Source organism: Actinorhabdospora filicis (assembly GCF_030269765.1).
Taxonomy (GTDB): Bacteria; Actinomycetota; Actinomycetes; order Mycobacteriales; family Micromonosporaceae; genus Actinorhabdospora; species Actinorhabdospora filicis.
Genome location: NZ_BSTX01000002.1, coordinates 364,864 through 381,672, shown reverse-complemented (window position 1 = coordinate 381,672; position 16,809 = coordinate 364,864). Strand labels below are relative to the sequence as shown.

The 16,809-nt window shown below is 72.3% G+C and carries 12 protein-coding genes and 1 pseudogene; 6 read left to right on the top strand and 7 right to left on the bottom strand.

All coding sequences use genetic code 11. The annotated features are described in order from the left end of the window. Window positions 1–99 precede the first annotated feature (99 nt). The gene (locus QSK10_RS14545; protein WP_285663319.1) at window positions 100–615 is read right to left on the bottom strand and encodes a DUF6326 family protein; all 516 of its coding nucleotides are present in this window, start codon (window positions 613–615) and stop codon (window positions 100–102) included. Window positions 616–776: 161 nt separating this feature from the next. Here QSK10_RS14545 and QSK10_RS14540 point away from each other — a divergent pair, with 161 nt between their 5' ends. From QSK10_RS14540 to QSK10_RS14520, 5 genes and pseudogenes are all read left to right on the top strand, one after another. After that, window positions 777–1,922: a sensor histidine kinase gene (locus QSK10_RS14540; RefSeq protein WP_285663318.1), complete on the top strand. Its 1,146-nt coding sequence runs from the start codon at window positions 777–779 to the stop codon at window positions 1,920–1,922. Then, window positions 1,919–2,566, top strand: a complete 648-nt coding sequence (locus QSK10_RS14535) for a response regulator (protein WP_285663317.1) — start codon at window positions 1,919–1,921, stop codon at window positions 2,564–2,566. Before QSK10_RS14540 ends, QSK10_RS14535 begins: the two co-directional genes overlap by 4 nt. 223 nt (window positions 2,567–2,789) lie before the next feature. Next, the gene (locus QSK10_RS14530) at window positions 2,790–2,999 is read left to right on the top strand and encodes a hypothetical protein (protein ID WP_285663316.1); all 210 of its coding nucleotides are present in this window, start codon (window positions 2,790–2,792) and stop codon (window positions 2,997–2,999) included. 191 nt (window positions 3,000–3,190) lie between these two features. Next, window positions 3,191–3,382, top strand: a pseudogene (locus QSK10_RS14525) (response regulator transcription factor); the annotation flags it as partial. 116 nt (window positions 3,383–3,498) lie between these two features. Next, the gene (locus tag QSK10_RS14520) at window positions 3,499–3,660 is read left to right on the top strand and encodes a hypothetical protein (RefSeq protein WP_285663315.1); all 162 of its coding nucleotides are present in this window, start codon (window positions 3,499–3,501) and stop codon (window positions 3,658–3,660) included. 158 nt (window positions 3,661–3,818) lie between these two features. On the opposite strand, the gene QSK10_RS14515 is transcribed toward QSK10_RS14520, so the two are convergent. From QSK10_RS14515 to QSK10_RS14495, 5 genes are all read right to left on the bottom strand, one after another. After that, window positions 3,819–5,312, bottom strand: coding sequence for an ArnT family glycosyltransferase (locus tag QSK10_RS14515; protein WP_285663314.1), 1,494 nt, complete (start codon window positions 5,310–5,312; stop codon window positions 3,819–3,821). Between the two features lie 88 nt (window positions 5,313–5,400). Beyond that, a complete protein-coding gene (locus QSK10_RS14510; protein ID WP_285663313.1) occupies window positions 5,401–7,389 on the bottom strand; it encodes a serine/threonine protein kinase in 1,989 nt (662 codons plus the stop codon). Window positions 7,390–7,463: 74 nt separating this feature from the next. Further along, window positions 7,464–10,328, bottom strand: a complete 2,865-nt coding sequence (locus QSK10_RS14505) for an AfsR/SARP family transcriptional regulator (RefSeq protein WP_285663312.1) — start codon at window positions 10,326–10,328, stop codon at window positions 7,464–7,466. A 35-nt stretch (window positions 10,329–10,363) separates the two neighbouring features. Beyond that, on the bottom strand, window positions 10,364–10,603 hold the full coding sequence (locus QSK10_RS14500; protein WP_285663311.1) for a hypothetical protein: 240 nt from the start codon (window positions 10,601–10,603) through the stop codon (window positions 10,364–10,366). A gap of 26 nt (window positions 10,604–10,629) precedes the next feature. Further along, a complete protein-coding gene (locus tag QSK10_RS14495) occupies window positions 10,630–12,087 on the bottom strand; it encodes a serine/threonine-protein kinase (RefSeq protein ID WP_285663310.1) in 1,458 nt (485 codons plus the stop codon). Window positions 12,088–12,261: 174 nt separating this feature from the next. On the opposite strand from QSK10_RS14495, the gene QSK10_RS14490 reads away from it, so the two are divergent. Continuing rightward, window positions 12,262–13,437 (top strand): MFS transporter, encoded by a 1,176-nt coding sequence (locus QSK10_RS14490; RefSeq protein WP_285663309.1) that lies wholly within the window; start codon window positions 12,262–12,264, stop codon window positions 13,435–13,437. A 36-nt stretch (window positions 13,438–13,473) separates the two neighbouring features. On the opposite strand, the gene QSK10_RS14485 is transcribed toward QSK10_RS14490, so the two are convergent. Next, window positions 13,474–16,710, bottom strand: coding sequence for a S8 family peptidase (locus QSK10_RS14485; RefSeq protein WP_285663308.1), 3,237 nt, complete (start codon window positions 16,708–16,710; stop codon window positions 13,474–13,476). Window positions 16,711–16,809 lie beyond the last annotated feature (99 nt).

Sequence of the window (16,809 nt, the reverse complement as noted above, 5' to 3'; positions counted from 1 at the left end):
TCCCGGCCCAGCCCCACCGGGGCGCTTCTCGTCGATCATCTGCGCACCCCACGGGCCGCCCCCGGGTGCTGCGGGCGAAGCATGGTCGGGCGTGGGCGGTTACACCTGCTGCGGCGCGCGGAGTGCCTCGCCGTCGAGGCCGACCGCCGGGGACGCGGCGCGGCGCGGCCACGTCCAGGCGGAGCGCAGGATGAAGACGTGGATCAGCAGCTCAAGCCCGATGGAGAGAGCGTAGAAGTAGGCGTACTTCCATGGCTCCCCCGCCATGTTGAACACCGTGACGGGGATGTAGAGCGCCGCCACGACGAGGTTGACGACGCGGTTGACACGGGCGGGCAGCGTCATGGAGAGCAGGATCATGAGAGTCGGGACGCTCATGAGCGTGAGCGACGCGGCGACAAAGGTCGGTCCGGCGTCGAACTCGTGGACGGTGCCGCCCCGGAGGGTGTCGATGAACCCGGGCTTGTACAGGGCGAGGTAGTCGACGTAGATGTAGAGGAACATGAGGCTGGCCCATGCCGCCGCGAGCTTGGCCTTCACCGGCATGCGCGGATCCTCCAGCGTGCTCCGGGACGACGGATTCTCCCGCGCGGTCCGGGATCGAGGCGTACTCATCACAGTGCTCCTTGGCTTGATTCGTGGCTGCCTCCACCATCACGGATTCCGGCGGCGGGCACATTGGCCCGCAGAACCTGATCCGGCCTGGCCGATGGCACAGCCGAACTCTTGTACTTTCGGCGAATACGCCGGGCACGCGGGCTGCCTAGGCTGATCAAATGGCCACCAACGCACTCCGCTCGCTATGGGCCGAACCCCGGCCGGCGAATGCCCCGGGCCGGAGCCTGCGCGACTGGGCCCTGGTCGCGGTTCTCATCTGCGGAACCGTGCTGGAGACGGTGTTCCGCGAGGACATGGCGCCGCTGCCGCTGACGCTCATCGCCGCGCTCGCGGTCATCGCCGCCCTTCTGTGGCGACGGACGCACCCGCTCCTGGCGACCATGGCGGCCTTCGGCACGGTGACGGTGGTGGACACGATCCGGGTTCTCACCGGATCGCACGGCACCCTGCCCACGAGCGTCTCGGCCACCCTGGTCATCGCCTACGCCCTGTTCCGGTGGGGCTCGGGCAGGGAGGCCGCAGGAGGCCTCGGCGTCATCCTGGTCTGGCTGGCCGTCATCTGCACCGCCGAACGGAGCAGCGCGGCCGAGACCGTCGCCGGCTACGCGTTCTTCCTGTTCGCCGCCACGCTCGGCGCCGCGATCCGCTATCGCGCGAAGGTCCGCGTCCGCGACATCGACCAGGCCAGGGCCCGCGAGCGCGAGCTGCTCGCCCGTGAACTCCACGACATCGTCGCCCACCACGTCTCGGGCATCGCCATCCAGGCCCAGGCGGGACGTGCCATCGCCGCCTCCCACCCCGAGCGTGTCGTCGAGGCCCTGGCCATCATCGAGGACGCGGCGAGCCGCACCCTCACCGAGCTGCGCGCCATCGTCGGCGTCCTCCGCGCGCCCCAGAACACCGGGCTGGCGCCGCAGCCCGGCGTGGCCGAGGTCGAACGGCTGGCCACCGACGGCCGGACGCGTCCCCGCGTTGGGGTGACGCTGTCCGGCGAGCTCGACGATCTCAGCCCGGCGGTCGGGGCCGCGATCTACCGCCTCGCCCAGGAGTCGGTCACCAACGCCCGGCGCCACGCCCGCCACGCCACCCAGGTCACCGTCGCCGTCACCGGCGACGCCGACCGGGTCCGGCTGACCATCGACGACGACGGCTCCGCCACCGGCGGCCGCGCCCCGGCCGGCTACGGCCTGGTGGGCATGCGGGAACGCGCCTCGCTGCTCGGTGGCACCTTCCACGCGGGCCCCGCCGCCGAGCGCGGCTGGCGGGTGGAGGCGGTCCTCCCCCGCACCGGGACGCCGCGATGAGCATCAGGGTCCTCATCGCCGACGATCAGCCCATCGTGCGCACCGGGCTGACGATGCTGCTCGACGCCCAGCCCGGCATCGAGGTGGTCGGCGCGGCCGCCGACGGGCGCGAGGCGGTCCGCCTGGCGCTCCAGCTGCGCCCCGACGTCGGCCTCTTCGACGTCCGCATGCCGCTGATGGACGGCATCGAGGCCACCCGGCGCCTCGCCGGTCCCGACGTCGCCGATCCCCTGCCGATCGTGGTCATCACGACCTTCGACCTGGACGAGTACGTCCACGGGGCGCTCAAAGCAGGCGCCCGCGGGTTCCTGCTCAAGGACGCCGGACCGGCCCTGCTGACCCAGGCCATCCACGCCGCCGACGACGGAAACGCCCTGATCGCCCCCAGCGTCACCGTCCGTCTGCTCGCTGCCTTCGCCAACACGCAGACCGCACCACCGAGGCAGCCGATAGAGCGGCTCACCGCCCGCGAGGAGGAAGTCCTCGTGCCGGTGGCCCAGGGCCGCACCAACAACGAGATCGCCGGCGAGCTCTACATCACCCCGAGCACCGTCAAGGCCCACGTCGCCAGCCTTATGCGAAAGCTCGGTGCCCGCAACCGCGTCGAGATCGCCATGTGGGCCCACGAGACCGGTCGCGTCTGACGTCGCGAGTCGTCGGTGATGGGCTGGGTGCGCGTGACGCCTCGGCGGGCCGGAGCGCGGTGATGGCGGAGAAGGGAATCCGTCGTGCCATGTCGGCGTGTGCGACTTGACGCTCCGTCGAAGTCGAGCGTCCATGGACCCCCGCAACGCAGCCGCCCCGATAGGTCCTGACAAACCCGGGACGGCTGCAGACAAGAAAGTGGGTCCTTTCGTGTCTCTTCCGATGCTAGCCGTCTCCGCCCTGGCTGGCCTGGCCGTGCTCACCCTGATCGGCCTGGGTGCTGTGGCCGTGTCCGCCATCCACTCCCGCGACCTCACCGTCGCGCAGTTCTGCTCCTGCTGGACCTGCCTGCTGGCCGAGCGACTCGACCTTCACCACGGCCGCCACCGACTCGAAGACCTCCCCTACGACGTCTTCGGGCCACTGTCATGACCACCGAGAACCAGGCCACCACCCGAGAGGCACTACGGCACGCGGGAAGCCTGGCCACCGCACTCCTCCACGCCGTCTCCCGGCACCGGATGCAAGCCGCCACCGGATACCTCGACGCGTTCCTCATGGTCCTGAAGAGCCTCGACGTCCGCCCCACGACCGCGAAGGTGTCGGTGAGCGCGGGTGACTCGGGCCTGTCGGAGCGGGAACTGGAGGTCCTGGCCGGGTTGAGCCAAGGCCACAGCAACGCCCAGATCGCCGCACGCCTGTTCATCTCCGAGGACACCGTCAAAACCCACACCCGACGCCTCTACCGCAAACTCGGCGCCAGCGACCGCGCACACGCGGTCGCGACGGCCTTCCGGGCGGGCCTGCTGACCTGACCGGGATGGGCGGGGCGGTCGTTCTGTTCACTATTTGAGGATGGAATGTGACAAGTCGGTCACGTCGGCTCGTACTCTGGGGTCGTCCACAAGGGACCAACTCATTGGAGGATCTCGTGAGGATCGTCAACGCTTTGGCCGACCGTCTACTCGGTCGGGTCGTCCCACTCGCCACCGCCAGGGCCGACAACTGCTCTTGCTACTGCAACTCCGAGAAGTGCCGCTGGTGCTGTGAACGTCCCAACGGCGACACCACCTGCTACTACAACGGCTGCTAGCGAGTGCCGTTCCGGTAGAGGGCGAGGCATGTGAAACCCGGTACGTCTCGCCCGGCGCCCTCCGCGTTCACGCGGAGGGCGCGTCCGTCGGCAGGGGCGCGGTCAGGTATCGCTGGACCGTCGGCCCGACCATCGCCGCGTTCTCACACCCAGCGCCGTCAGTACAACCGCCGCAACCTCGGCCACAGCGTCGACCACGGCTCCACCGGCCCCGAGCACAGCTCGATCGTGGCGTGCTGTTCCTCGTTGTCCACGTCCTGCCCGTTCTCCACGGTCGCCACGACGCGGCAGTCGGTGAAGTACCCGGTGGTGGGGCGCGAGTCGCGTTGCCGGACGAGCAGGACCGGGCCGGTCGCGGTGTCCGGCGGCGGTCCCCAGTCGGCGTAGCTCATGTGGCCTGAGTACGCGCCGGGCAGGCCGTGGTCGGGGCCGTACTGGTCGATGGCACCAGCCTGGCCGTAGTTCTGGGTGAAGATCACCGCCGTCGGGCGCTGCGCGGGTGGGATCTTCTCCCAGCCCTGCGCTGCGGCCGAGGCCAGTTGCGGCCAGCCGACCTGTTCGCCGAGCTCGGGGTTGACGCCGTTGACGGCGTTGAGGGCCGTGGGCGGCAGGACGGGCAGGGTGGTCAGTGCCGAGGACGCCGCGACGAGCACCGTCGCGAGCACCGGAACCCAGCGGGGACGGCGGCGCAGCCACGCCAGCGTCGGGGTGGCTCCAGCGGCGGTCAGGGCCAGCAGGATCGGCAGGACGTAGTAGCTCTTGCCGCCGCCGATCAGCACCGCCAGGCACATCACCGGGTAGGCCAGCGCCACCGACCGTCCCCAGCGCAGGGCCGGGTCGCGCCAGAGGCGCAGGCCGCCGACGATCCACACCGGCACCAGAAGCGGTGACAGGTACATCAGCTGGAGGGGGATGAACATGACGCGGTTCTCGACGCCGTCGTCGGCGCTGATGCCGCCCGCCACCGCCAGCTGCGGCCAGCCGTGCGCGGCCTGCCACAACAGGTTCGGGGCGGCGATCACCAGGGCCACCGCCGCTGCGGCCAGCAGCCACCAGGTGCGCAGGCGGGCGCGCGGGCCGACGGCCAGGACCGCGGCCAGCAGCACCACCACGAGCAGGCCGATGAGGTACTTGTTCTGGACGCCGATGCCGATGAGGACGCCGGCGGGCAGCAGCCGGCGCGAGTCGCCGGTGCGCAGGACCCGCAGCACGACCCAGATCAGCGACAGCCACAGCAGCAGGTCGAAGGTGCTGGTGCCGACCATGTGCCCGACGGCCAGGACGAACCCCGACAGGCCCGCGGCGATCGCGGCCAGGACCTGGGCTCCCTTGGCGGCACCGAACTCGCGGGCGATGAGCGCGACCACCACGACCGTGAGCACACAGGCCACAGTGGACACCACGCGCAGCCCCATCGGGGTCTCGCCGAACACGAAGACCGAGGCGCGGGCCAGCAGCGGGGTCAGCGGCGGCTGGTCGATGTAGCCCCAGTCGGGGTGCTTCCCGGCGGCCAGGAAGTACAGCTCGTCGCGGTGGAAGCCGTAGCGGCCCGATAAAGCGGTGAGGACGGTGGCGAGCACGGCGGACACGGCCGCGACCGGTCCGGCGGGGAAGGCGGCGAGCGGTGCGGGTGGTGCAGTGGTACCGGCCATCCCGGTCCTTCCCCGTGAGAGCCCTCAATGGACCCCGGACCGGCTCACCCTAACCGGATCCGGCCATCTCGTGGGGGCGGCCGCGGGCTCACCTCCAGCGCCAGCAGACGGTGTAGGAGTACTCGCCGCGCCTGCCGTGCCGCCAGGTGAACCAGCCGTGGCCGTCGCAGAAGGCGGTGTCGTTGTAACGGCCGGTGCGGCCGGTGACGTAGGCGTTGCCGTGGTCGCAGTCGGCGAGCTCGCCCTCGACGGCGGTGCCCGAGCCGGTGACGTAGAGGCAGTTGTTCCGGCGGACGTGGAGGAGCTCGCCGGGTGACTTCATCGACAGGCAGAGGCGCACGTTGAGGTAGTCGGCGCCGGTGACGCGGAAGTACATCGACTCGTCCAGCAGGGCGGGGTATCTGGTGCAGTCGTCGTGGGTGCTGGGGCCGGTGAGGCGTTCCAGGACGGAGAGGGTGCCGATGTCGCAGTCGTAGGCCGACCAGGTGGATCCGGCCTCGGCGTCGCCGTAGACGCAGCCGCCGGGGTCGGTGTTGTAGGCGGTTCCGCCGTAGGTGTGCTGGTAGCGCAGGCAGAGGACGAGGTCGTAGGCGCGGTAGGTGAGGCGCCAGGCGGGTGTGGCGCAGCCGTCGGGGTCGGTGGTGCCGTGGAGGACGTCGGCGACCTTGAAGGTGCCGTTGCCGCAGGTGGTGCGGACGAGCTTGAAGGCGTCCTCGGTGCCGTCGTTGTCGAAGCAGTCGCCGGTTTCGGCCTCCTCGATGTCGTTTCTGGTGGGGGTCGGGCGGGTGGTGGTCCTGGGCGGGTCCTGGGTGTAGGTGTGCTCGGGGGGCGCGACCTGCTCGGTCGGGGTGCGGGTCGGGTCTGCGGTGTGGTCGTCGTCGCCGCCGCTGCCGTCGGCGAGGGAGGGGACGACACCGGCGATGAGCACGGCGAGGACGACGAGCCCCGCGATCAGGGCACCGAAGTACCGCTGCCACCAGGGAGTCCCACCGGTGGTGGTGACCGTCGAGAGTGGAGGGATGCCGGTGTTGACCGTGGCGCGCGGCGGATCGGCGGGCACGGCTCTAGAGGACGGCACGGTCTTCAGCGGTGGGGTGACCGTCGAAGGTGGAGTGGTCTTCGGTGGCCGGGTGACCTTCGGCGGCGGTGTGGATCGCCGAGGTCCCAGGACGACCGTCGGCCCGCTGGGCCAGACCCTCGTGTCGCCCTTGAGGTACCCGCCGATCTCGACGCGCAGGCGCTCGGTCATCGCGGTGACGGCCGGAGGCCAGGACGTCTCCGGGTGATGCCCGATGGTGGCCAGCAGCCCGCCGGGCGTCGGGCGCGCCCTGGGGTTGTGCGCCAGGCAGGCGGCGGCGATCGCGCGCAGGCGCGGCGGCAGCCCGGACAGGTCCGGTGTGGTGTGCACGATGTTGTAGAGGGTCTGCGGGACGCCGCGCCCCTCGAAGGGGTTCACGCCGGTGTAGGCCGTGGTCAGGACGGTGCCCAGCGAGAACACGTCGCTCGACGGCGCGACGTCACCGCTCTCGGCCTGCTCGGGCGACATGTAGCCGGGCGCGCCGATGAGCATCCCGGAGTGGGTGAGCGCCGTCCCGTGGTCCTCCAGGGCTTTCGCGATGCCGAAGTCGACGACCTTGGGGCCGTCGGCGGCCAGGATGATGTTGGCCGGTTTGAGGTCGCGGTGCACCAGGCGGGCCCGGTGGACGGCCTGCAGCGCGCGGGCGAGCCCGGCGGCCAGGCGCAGGACCGCGTGCTCGGGGAGGGGCCCGGCGGCGATGACCTCGTGCAGGGGCGGGCCGAGGACGAACTCGGTGGCCAGCCAGGGATCAGCGGCATCGGGGTCGGCGTCGATGACGGCGGCCACATGCGGTCCCGACACCTCGCGGGCGGCGGCGACCTCCTTGCCGAAGCGCTCACGGAATCCCTCGGCGCGCAGCAGGTGCGGGTGCACCAGCTTGACCGCGACGAGCCCGGACGGTCCGGTCGCCAGGTAGACGCGTCCCATGCCGCCCTCGGCGACGCGGGCGAGCAGGCGGTGCTTCCCGGCGGTGCGCGTCTCGCCGTCGAGAGGGTCCATCCCGTCTCCCCTCGTGGTGGCGCCGGATCAGGTGCCGCCACGGTAGAAGGCCGCGATGGAATTTCGATGGAACGCTACGGCTCACACCGGTCGAGACCGTCGCGGGCGGCCGCGCGGCGCTCGGGGAAGGACCCGTCGACGGTCAGGTCGAGGATCCGCGCGTACTCCGCCCGCGCCTGATCAATGCGTCCCATGGTGTGCAGGGCCGCGCCGAGCCGCTCGCGGATCTCGATCTCGGTCTCCACACTGGACTGTTCGGTGACCAGGCCCAGGGCCCGACGGTGGGCGTCGATCGCCTCATCGAGGCGGCCTAGGCCCTGCTCGGCCGAGCCCAGGCGGGTCAGCGCGAAGGCGAGCAGCGCCTGGTCCCCGGCGCGCTCGGCCAGCCCGGCCGCCCGGCGCGACTGCGCGGCGGCCTCGGCGTGGTGGCCGAGTTCGAGGTGCAGTCCGGCGGTGTAGCAGAGGGACTTGCCGATGACGCGGGGCGCGCCGACGCGCTCGGCGAGGGCGACGGCGTCGTTGAAGCAATCGAGGGCCGCCTGCGTGGCGCCGCGCCCTTGATGGACGGCGCCGAGGTTGCACAGGGCCATGCCGCGCAGCCAGTCGTCGTCGAGGCGCCCGGCCAGGTCGAGGACCTCGGTGAGGTGGGTGACGGCCTCCTCATCGCGCCCCAGCGAGCGGGTGACGGTGCCGAGCGCACCCAACGCGCGGGCCTGCTCGCGCGGCTCACCCGTACTCCTCGCGAGGACCAGGCCGCGGCGCAGCCAGTCTTCGGACTCGCCGTAGCGGCCCTGCATGCCCAGCGCGATGCCCATGCGAATCGGCAGCGCCGGGACCATCCGCGCGTCGGTGGCGCGGCCGACGACGGCCAGCGCGGTCGACAGCACGGTCCGGGCCTCGTGGAACGCGCCGCTCCTGGTGAAGTGGTCGAGGAGGGCCTCGGCGATCCAGCAGACGTGGTCGGGATGGGCGGCCAGCGCCGGATGAGCGATGGCCTCGACGATGACACCGGACATGGTGGACAGCCACGCGTCGGCGGCGTCGATGTCGGCGAAGGCGTCCGGGAGCCCCTCGGGTCCGGTCGGGAAGGCCGCCGGTCCCTCGTCGCTGGCACGGCGGGCGGCGGACAGGTACAGCGACAGCGCCCGGGCCCGCGCGGCCTCGACGCCGGCGGGCTCGGGAAGCCGCCCGGCGTAGGCGGCGACGAGGTCGTGCATGCGGTAGCGCCCACTGGCCGGCTGCCGCAGCAGGTTGGCGTCGACGAGGTTCTCCAGCACGCGCTCGGTCTCCCGTGCCGGGCGCCCGAGCAGGGCCGCGGCGACTAACACATCGAGTTCGGCGGCCGGGAACCAGCCGAAGGCCCCGAACGCGGTCCGCTCCTCTACCGGCAGCTGCCGGTAGGACAGGCCGAGGGCGGCGGCCACGCTGCGGTTCCCGGCACGCAGCTCACCCAGCCGGGAGCGGTCGTCGGCGAGCCGCTCAACGAACTCCGCCACCGTCCACATCGGACGACTCTGGAGCCGGGCGGCGGCCAGCCGCACCGCCAGCGGCAGATGGTCGCACAGCGCCGCCAGGCGGGCCACCGCCTCAGGCTCACTCCCCGAGCGGGCCTCACCGATCACGGCGGTGAGCAACGCGGCGGCATCCCCTGGCGCGAGCGGCTCCAGGCTCACCCGCACCGGCACGTCCAGGCCGAGCAGGCGAGCGCGGCCGCTGACCAGCACGTGACTACCAGGCCCCGAGGGCAGCAGTGGCCGCACCTGCTCGGCGTCGGCGGCGTTGTCCAGCACGAGGACGATGCGCCGCGCGCCACCGGCACTGCGCCACGTGGCGGCCAGTTCGTCGATGTCATCGGGGATCCCGGCGTCATCGGCGCCGATCGCGCGCAGCAGCCTGCGCAGCACCGTCCTCGCATCGGCCGGATCGCGTCCCTCGGTATAGCCGTGCAGGTCGACGAACAGACAGTGGTCGGGCCCGATCGCCTCCCGCAGGGATCGCGCCGCCTGCACCACCAGGGCGGTCTTACCGACACCGGCCACACCGTCCACGGCCCGCACCGTCACCACATCGGGACGCCCCGGCGCGGCCAGCACGGCCAGCTCCCGCTCGCGCCCGACGAGGTCGCCGTGGTCGGCGGGCAGCTCATCGCGCGGCGGCGCCTGCCGCTCCACGGCCGTCAGCAGCTCCCGGTAGGCGCGCTGCGCCTCCCCACCCGGCTCGACACCCAGCTCCTCCGACAGCCGCTGGCGCAGGCGGGTGAAGACGGCCATGGCCTCGGCGCGTCCACCACCGGCGTGCAGAGCCCGCATCAGCAGGACGGCGAGCACCTCGCTGAAGGGCTGCTCCTCGACGAGCTCGGCCAGCTCCTCGGCGGCCTCCACGTGGCGGCCGAGCCCCAGCTGGCACTCCAGCTTCTCCCGCCGCGCCCGCAGCCGCACGTCAGTGAGCCGCGCACGCTGCGCCTCGGCGAACGGGCCGGGCACCCCCGCCAGCGGCTCACCGGCGAACAGCCCGATCGCCTCGCCGTACGCACCAACGGCCGCCTCAAGGTCCCCGGCATCACGCGACGCCCTCGCCTCGGCCAGCCGATGGCGAAACCACGCGGCGTCCACGCGCACCCGATCGGCCAGGAACCGGTACCCGCCGGATTCGGTGACCAGCACCGGCATCGGCACCCGCTGCCGCAACCGGTACACATAGGACGCCAGGTTGCCCAGCCCGGAGGCGGGCGGCTCATCACCCCACACGTCATCGAGAAGCCTGCGCGCGTCGACGATGGTGTCCGGACGCAACACCAGCGCCGCCAGCACCGCCTGCTGCCGCACCGGCCCCAGATCGAGGAGCTCACCGCGAAACCGCGCGCGCAACGGTCCCAGCAGTGACAGTTCCAGCCGCTCGCCCACAGGTCGCCCGCCCATCGCCGTAGGTCCTGCGACCATGCTGCCATCACAGGGGCGATGCGTACAGAACGCTCCTATCGGCAGTCCCTCAAGGCGGCCAGGAACAGGCAGATCAGCACGACCACACCCACGATGGTCAGGAAACCGGGTCCCTCGCGGCGAGCACGGCCCGTCCGGAACTCCACGACCCCGCCGGGGAACACGTCCGGGTGCGCGCGACTGTAGTGCTCCAGCATCGCGTCGGTGCTCGCCGATTCCGCGCCCCAGTCGGTGGCGTAGGAGCATTCACCGCAGCGGTTGCGGAAACTGGCCATGTCGGCCCTCCGTGGTGTCGATGGGGCTACGCCGGCAGTTTCGCCAGGACCGAGCGGGCGAAGTCGGCGGTCAGGTCGCATAGGACGCCGGTAGGCTCGGCCACGCGGCCGTAGACGGCGACCTGCCCGCGCCGGGTCAGCCAGGCGACGACGCAGGCGGTCTCGTCCTTGGTCTGCCGCACGACGGTGTCGGCGGGCAGCCCGGCCAGGTCGGCCGAGGTGGTCTCGGGACCGTCGATGAGCTCGATGACGGCCGAGGCGTAGATGAGCGTGAAGGACAGGCGGGCGTCGGCGCTGAACAACTCCGACTTCCACGTGCAGGTCCGCACGGTGGCCTTGTCATCGGAGTAGCCGTCGGGCGTGCCGGTGGTGGTGAGCCGGTTGGCGCGCCGGACCTGCTCATCGGTCACATCGCAGGGATCCCGGCTCAGGGGAGCCGACGTCGTCGGCGTGATCCCGGGGCCCCCGGCCGCCCCGGGATCTCCCCCGCCGTTGATCAGGCTCACGAGCAGGATCGCCACGAGCACCGCGGCCAGGCCGAGGCCACCGAACAGGCCGCGCCGCCGTGGCGCGGCCGCCGCCTCCGGCACCAGGGTCTCGGCCCCGCCCGTCTCCGACAGCAGCCGGGCCGGCCCGCGCTCGGCGATCATCGCGGTGACACCCTCGGGCAGCGCGAGTGTCGCCTGTGGAGGGACCGACAGTCCCCGCAGGATCTCACCGACGGTGGGCCGGGCCGCCGGATCCTTGGCCAGGCAGGCCGTGACCAGCGGCGCGAGCCGCGGCGGCAGACCCCACAGGTGCGGCTCCCCGTGCACGACCCGGTAGACGATCGCCTCGGTCGGGCCCTCACCGTAGGGGCCGTGCCCGGTGGCGGCGAAAACCAGCAGGCAGCCGAGGGAGAACACGTCGGCGGCCGTCCCGGCGGGCGCACCGGTCACCTGCTCGGGCGCCATGTAGCCGGGCGTGCCGATGACGGTGGTCGACAGGTGCGCGGCGTCCAGCGCGCGAGCGATGCCGAAATCGATGACGCGCGGCCCGTCCTCGGCCAGGATCACGTTGCCGGGCTTGAGATCGCGATGCACCAGTTCCCGCGCGTGAATCGCCGCCAGCCCCTCGGCCAGTCCCGCGCCCAGCACCTCCACCGCCTCCCCCGACAGCGGACCGTACACGTCGACGGCCTCCTGCAGGGACGGCCCGGCGCAGTAGGCGGTGGCCAGCCACGGCGGGTCGGCCTCGGTCGCGGCATCGACGACCTGGGCGGTGTAGAAACCGCCGACCTTGCGGGCGGCGGCGATCTCGGCCGCGAAACGGCGACGGAAGCTCCGATCACCAGCGAGCGCGCCGGAGATGACCTTGACGGCGAGGAGGCGTCCGCCCAGGGAGCGGGCGAGGTAGACCCGGCCCATGCCGCCCTGGCCGAGCAGGCCGATGAGCCGGTAGGGGCCGATGCGCGCCGGGTCGTGCGCGCTGAGGGGCTTCACCATCGCCGTCCCTTACCTCGAATGGTGCGCCCCGGCCCGGCAGCCGGGACGCGATGTGGTCGACGCTAGGGACGGGCGATGGAATCGCGATGGTGCCCGGATGGACGGTCCCTGAGGCGCAGATCACCGCCCAAGCCGGGTGCCAGCGAGCCCGCCGCGACGTAGTGTCCCTCGGCGATGAACCCCTCACCTTTGCGTGCCGGCGGCGCCGCCACCACGATGACCATCGCGTGTGTCATCCCGGTGTTCCTCGTCGGCGGCCTGTCGGTGCAGATCACCGGCGACCTCGGCTTCGGGTCCAGCGGGGTGGGCCTGGCCGTGGCCACATACTTCGGGACCTCCGCGCTGGCCTCGATCCCGGCCGGACGCCTCGTCGAGCGCTACGGCGCGGTCGCGTGCGGGCGCGCCGCCATCGCGCTATCGGCGTCCTCGATGCTGACCATCGCCGCCTTCGCCCGCGGCCTCGCCGCGCTCGTGATCATCCTGGCCGCCGGGGCCGCGGCCAACTCACTGGGACAACTGGCGTCCAACCTCCTGGTCGCCCGCCACGTCCCCGACGGCCGCCAAGGACTGCTGTTCGGACTCAAACAGGCCGCGATCCCCGCCTCCACGCTCATCGCCGGAGCCTGCGTCCCGATCATCGCGCTGACCGTCGGCTGGCGATGGGCGTTCGTCATGGCCGGGATCCTGGCACTGACCACGATGATCCCCCTACGCGGCCTGCCCGCCGCCACACCCGGCCCCAAGCGCCAGGACGCCAAGCGCATGCGCCCCTCGGCTGGCCTGCTCATCACCGGCGCGGCCGCCTTCTGCGCCGCGAGCGCCGCCAGCAACATCACCCCGTTCCTGGTCGCCACCGCCGTCGACCACGGCCTCTCCCCCGCCGCCGCGGGCCTGACCCTGACCATGGGCAGCTTCGTCGGGCTGATCGCCCGCATCGCCGTCGGCTGGTTCACCGACCGGCGACGCGCCGACGGGCTCCTACTGGTCACCGTCATGCTCGCCCTGGGCTCCGGCGGCCTCGCGCTGATCTCGGCGACTCCCCTGTGGACACTGCCCATCGGGGTGATCATCGGCTACGTCTTCGGCTGGTCCTGGGCCGGCGTGCTCACCTACGCGGTGACCACCACCAACCCCGAGGCGCCTGCGGCCGCGTCCGGTGTCATGCAGACCGGCGTCTACCTCGGCGGCATGGCCGGTCCCTTCACCTTCGGCATCATCGCCGAGCACCACGGGTACGCACCGGCCTGGATCGCCTCGGGCGCGATCATGCTGTGCGCGGCGGCGCTGACCGCGGTCGCGCGGGGGCTGCTGGCCCCGGGACGCGACCGCGCCCGCCTGCACACAGGCTGAAGGGCGGCCCGATCCCGGACCGCCCTCCCACACCCGCTACCTCAGCCCATAAGACCCGATCATGGTCTGCTTCGAGGTGCCCCCATCGGAGTCCACAGTGGTCATCCGCGTCGACACCGAACTCGCCCCGGCCGGGTGCACCAGCACCGCCAGGGCCGACTCGCCGTAGCGCGCCAGCGGCACGCTCCGCCAGGTCTTGCCCTCGTCGTAGGACACCTCGAAGGTGAGGGTCTTCGTCGGACCGGCGACCTGGTGCTCCACCATCAGCGACACCAGCTGCGGCAGGGCCGCCGCCGCGTAGCCATCGCGGACGCCGGTGGCGTTGAGGCGGACGAGGCTGATGTCGGCGTCACGCCAGTCCTGCGGGATCGAGTTCTCCCGCCAGTGCAGCTCGACCGACGACGTCGACACCCGCGAGCTCCACGGCACCTGGCGCTTGGTCCAGGCGTTCAGCACGAAGTCACCGGTGGTGTTGGTGCCGCCCGGCAGGGGGTAGTAGTGCCGGCCCGTCGGGTCGAAGACGTCGTCGAAGGCGCGTTCGCCGTTGACGTCGAGGGTCGCGCCGTTGCCGGTCGTGGTGTACGTCAGGTTCCGCATGGCCGCGTCGGGGCCGCCGAAGAGGTTGAGCGCGAGGTACATCCGGCCGTCGGTGCGGGCGACGCCACCGCCGCTGGGGTTGATGGTGGCGCTGAATGGCGCGGCGAACCAGCGGACCGTCTGTCGTTGCCCAGTGGTCGTGGTGATGTCGCGCGCGGCGAGCTCACCGGGACCGAAGGCCTCCCAGACGGTGACCTCGGTGGCCCAGACGCCCGGCGAGTGGTAAGTGACCAGGGGCGCGCCGAGGGTGACGGTCGGGCCGTCGGAGGCCGACCAGCCGAGTTCGGGGTTGACCCGGTGGGCGCTCATCGACAGGTTCCCGGTGCCGGGCAGGGCGGCGTCGGCGACGTGCTCGACGCGGGCCAGGCTCGAAAGCGGGTAGGTGATCTGCCTGGCGCCCGGCAGGCCGTCGGTGGACTGCGTCGCGGTGTAGTAGTAGGCCTGCGGGGTGGTGAACAGCTCTTCGAGGTACCAGTGGACGGGCAGGCCGGAGCCGCCCGGGAGGGTCCGCAGCGTCGACCAGTAGTCGGTGCCGAGCGCCGCGCCGGAGTAGGGCGTGCCGTCACCGCCGAGGACGATGCTCGACTGGACGAGCTGGCGCTGCTCCCCGTCGAGTCCGGTGATGTCGCTGGTGACGGTGCCCGCGCCGCGCAGGTCGATGGGCAGGGTGGCCGGGGCGCGGACGTCGAGACCGAGGTCGGTGAAGGTGACCGCGCCGTTCTCGGTGCCGTCATCGGTGCGGACGCTGACCGCGAACGCGTAGTGGCCGGGCGTCAGAAGCAGATAGCGGCTGCCGTCCTCGCGGGTGATCGACCCGTAGCCGTTCACGCCGGTGTCGCGGTTGATGTACTGGATCTGGAGGCCCAGGACGGTCTCGTTCCCGGACGTGGTGATCGGCAGCTCGACGGCGTACTCCTCGCGGCCCAGTTCCGCTCCGGCGACGGTGCGCAAGCTGCGGGTGGCGTCGGTGGCGGTGACCTCGGCTGTGTAGGCGCCGGGGGTGCGGCCGGGGCCGGGGTCGAAGGACAGCGCGGCGGTGGCGGTGCCGTGCGCGGGCACGGTGAGCGTCGGCGCGGCGAGCGTGAACGCGTCCACACTGGACTTGTCGGGGCCGGACCCGTTCACCGCCAGTGAAAGCGTGACCGGGGTGTCGCCGTCGTTGGTGTAGGTGATCTCGCGGACGGCGGTGTCCTGGTCCTGGGGGTAGCCGAAGAATCCGAAGCTCACCGGGCCGTCGGCGCGCACGTCCTGGGTCAGCGCGCGGGCCACGTCGAGGCGGCCGGAGCCGACCTCGAAGGCGTCGAGGTCGCCGAGGTCCTTGGCCGAGCCGGTCAGCGCGCGCTTGAGGTCGGCGGCCTTCCACTCGGGGTGCCTCTGCTTGAGGATCGCCACCGCGCCGGTCACGTGCGGGGTGGCCATCGACGTCCCGCTCATCGTCAGGTACGGGCCCTCGCCGGGGGCGGCCGAGGCGCGGGCGGCGGTGATGTCGCTGCCGGGGGCGGCCAGGTCGGGCTTGACGGTGTGGGTGATGGCCGGTCCGCGGCTGGAGAACCCCGACAGCTGATCGGTCTTGGTCACGCTGCCCACGGTCAGCGCCGAGGGCGCGATGCCGGGCGTCTCGACGCTGCCGGCCTCGGGACCGGAGTTCCCGGCGGCGACGACGAAGAGAGTGCCGGTCTCGGCGGTGAGCCGCTCCAGGGCCTCCACCACCGGGTCGGGGCCGTCGGTGGCGCCACCGCCGATGCTCATGTTGACCGCGGCCGCGCCGGAGGCCGCCGCCCACTCCATCCCGGCGATCATGTCCGAGTCCATGCAGTAGTCGACGCAGACCTTGCCGATGAGCAGGCTCGCGCCCGGCGCCACGCCTTTGTAGCGGCCGTTGGACGCGGCGCCGGTTCCGGCCACTGTGGACGCCACGTGCGTGCCGTGCCCGTGCAGGTCGGGGGCACCGGGGGTGGTGCCGGTGAAGTCGCGGGCCTCCTTGACGCGCCCGGCCAGGTCGGGGTGGGCGGCGTCGTAGCCGCTGTCGAGGACGGCGACGGTCACGCCCGTCCCGTCGTATCCGGCGGCCCAGGCCGCGGGTGCCCCGACCTGCGGGACGCTCTGGTCCAGCAGCGGCTTCGCCGAGCGACCGTCGAGCCAGACCCGGCTCTTGGTACCCGATCGCAGGCCGCTGGAGGTCAGCCGCGACCAGAAACCGGGCAGGTCATCGGCGTCCACTGTGGATGCCGTGGCGTCGAGGCTGTCCAGGCGGATCCCTGTGGATGCCAGAGATCGCGCGGCGGACTCCCCCGACACGATCAGCGGCAGCGAGCCGGTGTCGGCGTAGGCCAGCAGGGCCTCCACGTCGAACAGCCGCCGGTCCAGGCGGCCGTCGGCCAGCAGCGCCTCGGCGTCCGATGGGATCACGTATCGGCGGCCGCCCTCGGTGGTGACGGCGTGGGAGACGCGCTGGCGCCCGGCACCCCGGACGATGTCGAGGCGCCCTTGGGCGTCGACGCGCACCCGGTCGCCGGTGATGAGGGTGATCTCCCGGCGCGGGCCGCTCACGTCCGCCCCCGCGGCGGCAGCCGGGACGGCCGGGCCGGCCATGGCGGTGGTGGCGGGCAGGCCACTGAGGATCAGCGCGGCGGCGGCGAGCCCGGAGAGGGCCGCTCGTCTGCGTGAATGTCTCAAGGTCGGTCAGCTCCCGAGGGTCGAGTTTCCGCTCCCTCCACAAGGGAGCGGTCCTCTGGAAACTGTCCGAGCGGATGAATGGGTTCCGTTCCCCACCGA